Raw genomic sequence first — 4,125 nt, 5'->3', positions numbered from 1 at the left:
GAGAGCCAGGTCTCGGCGACGCTCGCCCGGGCCGTGGCCCGGGGGCGCCGCGCGACGTGAGACCTCAGGCCGCCTTTTCGAGAATGGCGGCGATCTCGTCCTTGAGTTGCAGCCGCTTGCGCCGCATGTCGTGTTCGACTTCCTCGGTCGTCGGCTCGACGCGCGTCTCGACGCGGTGGATCGCGCGATTTACCTCGTGATACTCGTCCGCGAGTTTGGCGAAATGGGCATCGGCCATCTTCAGATCATGGATCTGCTGCACCTTGTCCGGGAATTCCTCGGCCAGTTCGTGCGGGACGTGGCTCATCGTGTCTTCTCCTTTTTTGAAAGCCTTCTGCTCCACACAATCGGATTCGACGCGACCGCGCCTTGAGAATTGTCAATGGCGAAGGTCGTGCGAACGGTTTTCGGGTGCTCTGGCATATGGCATGCACGTCGAAATTGCTTTTCAGGGTGGGGTGTGAATGTGTCTTCGTGAGGATAACGAATTGCGCTACGCGCAGCTTCAGCGCCTTGCGCGCGAGCATATCGCGTCGAAAATCAACGCGAAGAGCGCGCGTGTCGGGGTTACGCGCTTCAAGGGGGTCACGCTGGCGTCGATCTGTGACGCTGCGCTCGAAGAGGCGCGAAAGGAATGGCCGAAACATTACGGTCCGGATACGCATGAGGGCTTTTCGTATAGCTGGGAGCGCTTATATTACAAGTTCAGGAACCGCGTTTCATTCTTCAACCTTGCAGTCTGGCAAGAGATTGAGGGACATGGGCGCATTCTGCAGGGGCTTGCATTGGGCAAGCCGTCGAATTCCAAGACCCATTTGACGATACATTGGGTCGAAAGGAGTTTCGCTCCTACGGCGATAACAGGCGTGCTAACGCTGATATTGCCTTGTGCGCACGAATATGCGAAACTTTTGCGTGCTGAACGCGTTTTGATCAAGGATCCGGTTGACAGTCGGGTTTACGAAAAATACGGCTTTACGCCATACAAGCTGCCGAAAGTCGGTGGCGTCTATATGAGTAGGAATGTGCGATGACAGCGAAACAGAACGCAGTTGAGGAAATGGTGTCGGTCGACACGGATCTTCTCGTCGACGCGATCGAGTTCGCTCGCAAGCGCGCAGAGGAAGTGCATGCCGAAAGCACGCACACCATGATCGATGAGATTGACGACGCGCTCTGGGCGACCTGGGGCGATGATGACGGCAACATTCTCGTCGCCGATAAGGATGGTCTCGAAGGGTGCGACCCGTTCGACGATGATGATCTCTTCGCGGATGCCGCCTGACCGCATCCGCCAGAACCGGTTTTCATTAAAGCCCCGGCAGTGCCGGGGCTTTTTGCGTTTTTACTTCCGGAGGTAAGGGCATGCTCCAGGCCTTCCACGAAATCTCTTTTCCTTTCTCCGTGGCGCGCGGTGCGCGGGGCGGGCCGGTGCGGCGCACGGATGTGGTGACGCTGGCATCGGGGGCCGAGAGCCGCAATGCGCGCTGGGCGCGCTCGCGTCGGCGCTACGATGCCGGGCTCGGGGTGCGCAGCCTCGACGATCTGCATGCGGTGATCGCCTTCTTCGAGGAACGGCGCGGGCGCCTGACCGGGTTCAGGCTGCATGATCGGGTTGATTGCCGCTCCGGCCCGCCCGGTGCGACGCCCGGTCCCGGTGACCAGCCGCTCGGAACGGGCGACGGGGAAACCCTCGTCTTTCAGCTCACCAAGACCTATGGCGGCGCCCATGCGCCCTATACCCGCCCGATCGCGAAGCCGGTCGCGAGCAGTGTGCGCGTCGCGCGCGACGGCAATGAACTGGTCCCCAACGTCGATTTCGTGGCCGATGTGACCACCGGACAGGTGACGCTGCTCACGCCGCCGCCGGAAGGCAGCGTGCTGACGGCGGGATACGCGTTTGACGTGCCGGTGCGCTTCGACACGGATTCCCTGGATATCGACCTTTCCGCCTTCGAGGCCGGCGCGGTGCCAAATGTGCCGATGGTGGAAATCGTTCCCTGAGGCGCGTGGCGCGCTCCAACACCGTTTCAAAGAGACTTCCCATGCGACAGATCGACGAGAACCTCGCCGCGCATCTCGCGGCGGGGGTGACGAGCCTGTGCCGCTGCTGGCGGTTGATCCGCCGCGACGGTGCGATCATGGGCTTTACCGACCACGATGCGGACCTCGCATTCGACGCCACCACTTTTCATGCCGGCACCGGCCTCGACGCCGCCGAGGCCACGCAGGAACTCGGCTTCGCGGTCTCGGGCGGTGACGTCGCCGGAGCGCTGATGTCGGGCGGTATCACGGAAGACGATGTAGAGGCTGGTCTTTATGACGATGCGAGCATCGAATTCTGGCTGGTCAACTGGCAGGATCCTGGCCAGCGCCTCCTGATCGACCTGTTCCATGTCGGCGAGATCCGGCGTGCCGACGGCGCCTTCGTCATGGAGTTGCGCGGGCTCACCCATCGCCTCGACGAGGAGAGCGGGCGGCTCTACCGCGCTGCCTGTTCGGCCGACCTTGGCGATGCCGCCTGCGGGGTGACGATCACGCCGGTCGAGGCAATAGTCATTGCAAGCGCGGATGCGCTGCATCTCACCCTGAGCGGGATCGCGGGGCAGGCGGAGGCCTGGTTCAGCGGCGGCAAGCTCATCTTTACGAGCGGCGAGAATGCGGGTTTTGCCGTCGAGATCCGCAGCCATGGTGCTGACGGCGCGGTCGCCCTGTGGCAGCGCGCCCCGCGCCCCGTCGCGCCGGGCGATACGGTGACCGTGACACCCGGTTGCGACAAGACCTTTGCGACTTGCCGCAACAAGTTCGGCAATAGCGTGAATTTCCGCGGCTTCCCGCATATGCCGGGCAATGATTTCATCCTGCGTGTGCCGCGTCAGGGCGAGGCGGGGCTCGATGGCGGGAGCCTGTTCCGATGAGCCCGCACGAAGCCGCCATCGTCGCCGCCGCGCGCAGCTGGATCGGCACGCCCTATCGCCATCAGGCCTCATTGCGCGGTGTGGGATGCGATTGCCTGGGCCTGATCCGGGGCGTCTGGCGCATGGTGATGGGCTGCGAGCCGGAGCATCCCGGCGCCTATCGCCCGGACTGGGCCGAAGCGGGTAATACGGAACGCCTGCTTGCCGCTGCCGGACGCCACCTGATCCCCGTTGATGCGCCGGGCCCCGGGCGGGTCCTGATCTTCCGCTGGCGTGATGGGCTTCCCGCCAAGCATTGCGCCATCGCTACCGATACGGGTCGGATGATCCATGCCCATGACGGGGCCTGCGTGGCCGAGGTCGCGCTGGGCGGCTGGTGGCAGCGTCATCTCGCCGCGAGCTTCGCCTTCCCGCCCCGCGCGCCGCGCGCCTTTCATGAAGAGGATGCCCATCGATGACCACGATGATCCTGCAAACCGCCGGTCAGGCGATCGGCGGCGCCGTCGCCGGCCCGGTCGGCGCCATGCTTGGGCAGACGCTGGGAACGATGGCGGGGTCGGCCATCGACGGTGCTTTGTTCGCCACCCATGAATACCGGGTGCTGGAAGGGCCGCGCCTCGCCGAGATGCAGGGGCTCGCTTCCAGCGAAGGCGCGCCGATCCCGCGTGTTTATGGCCGCGCGCGGATCGGCGGCCAGGTGATCTGGGCCACGCGGTTCGAGGAGCAGGTCGACGTCACGGTGGAGCGGACCGGGCGGCAGGGCGGCAAGGGTTTTTTTCGCAATTCCGGTGGCGGTGGCGGTTCCACCGTGACCACGAAGGAAGTGCGCTATTCCTACTATGCCAATCTCGCCATAGGCCTTTGCGAGGGCCCGATCGCCTTCGTGCGCCGGGTCTGGGCCGATGGGCGCGAGGTGGAGCTGACGCAGATCACCATGCGCGTGCATCGCGGCGGCGCCCATCAGCAGCCCGATGCGCTGATCGTGGCCAAGGAGGGGGCGGATCGGGCGCCGGCCTATCGCGGGCTGGCTTATGTCGTATTCGAGCGCCTGCCGCTGGCCGATTTCGGCAACCGGGTGCCGCAATTCACCTTCGAGGTGGTGCGCCCGGGCGAGGGCGTCGGCGCGATGATCCGTTCCGTCTGTCTGATCCCGGCGGCGGCGGAGTGCGGGTATGATCCGACGCTCGTCATGCAGGTGATCGGCCCC

General features: G+C 64.4%; 6 protein-coding genes and 1 pseudogene. 6 read left to right on the top strand and 1 reads right to left on the bottom strand.

Annotated features, from left to right (window positions below):
- Positions 1 to 64 precede the first annotated feature (64 nt).
- Positions 65 to 307: a YdcH family protein gene (locus VKP01_RS15990; protein ID WP_324414054.1), complete on the bottom strand. Its 243-nt coding sequence runs from the start codon at positions 305 to 307 to the stop codon at positions 65 to 67.
- A 181-nt stretch (positions 308 to 488) separates the two neighbouring features.
- On the opposite strand from VKP01_RS15990, the gene VKP01_RS15985 reads away from it, so the two are divergent.
- From VKP01_RS15985 to VKP01_RS15960, 6 genes and pseudogenes are all read left to right on the top strand, one after another.
- On the top strand, positions 489 to 1,034 hold the full coding sequence (locus VKP01_RS15985; RefSeq protein ID WP_324414052.1) for a hypothetical protein: 546 nt from the start codon (positions 489 to 491) through the stop codon (positions 1,032 to 1,034).
- The gene (locus VKP01_RS15980; RefSeq protein WP_131817742.1) at positions 1,031 to 1,285 is read left to right on the top strand and encodes a hypothetical protein; all 255 of its coding nucleotides are present in this window, start codon (positions 1,031 to 1,033) and stop codon (positions 1,283 to 1,285) included. Before VKP01_RS15985 ends, VKP01_RS15980 begins: the two co-directional genes overlap by 4 nt.
- 80 nt (positions 1,286 to 1,365) lie before the next feature.
- The gene (locus VKP01_RS15975; protein ID WP_324414049.1) at positions 1,366 to 2,004 is read left to right on the top strand and encodes a DUF2460 domain-containing protein; all 639 of its coding nucleotides are present in this window, start codon (positions 1,366 to 1,368) and stop codon (positions 2,002 to 2,004) included.
- A gap of 41 nt (positions 2,005 to 2,045) precedes the next feature.
- On the top strand, positions 2,046 to 2,918 hold the full coding sequence (locus tag VKP01_RS15970) for a DUF2163 domain-containing protein (RefSeq protein WP_324414047.1): 873 nt from the start codon (positions 2,046 to 2,048) through the stop codon (positions 2,916 to 2,918).
- Positions 2,915 to 3,376 carry an NlpC/P60 family protein gene (locus VKP01_RS15965; RefSeq protein ID WP_324414045.1) on the top strand — a complete coding sequence of 154 codons (462 nt, stop codon included), beginning with the start codon at positions 2,915 to 2,917 and terminating at the stop codon, positions 3,374 to 3,376. Before VKP01_RS15970 ends, VKP01_RS15965 begins: the two co-directional genes overlap by 4 nt.
- Positions 3,373 to 4,125, top strand: a pseudogene (locus VKP01_RS15960) (baseplate multidomain protein megatron); the annotation flags it as partial. The gene VKP01_RS15965 and the pseudogene VKP01_RS15960, both read left to right, overlap by 4 nt.

This window comes from Saliniramus sp., assembly GCF_035311605.1.
In the GTDB taxonomy this organism is placed as follows: Bacteria; Pseudomonadota; Alphaproteobacteria; order Rhizobiales; family Beijerinckiaceae; genus Saliniramus.
This window is presented reverse-complemented; position numbering and strand designations above follow the sequence as displayed.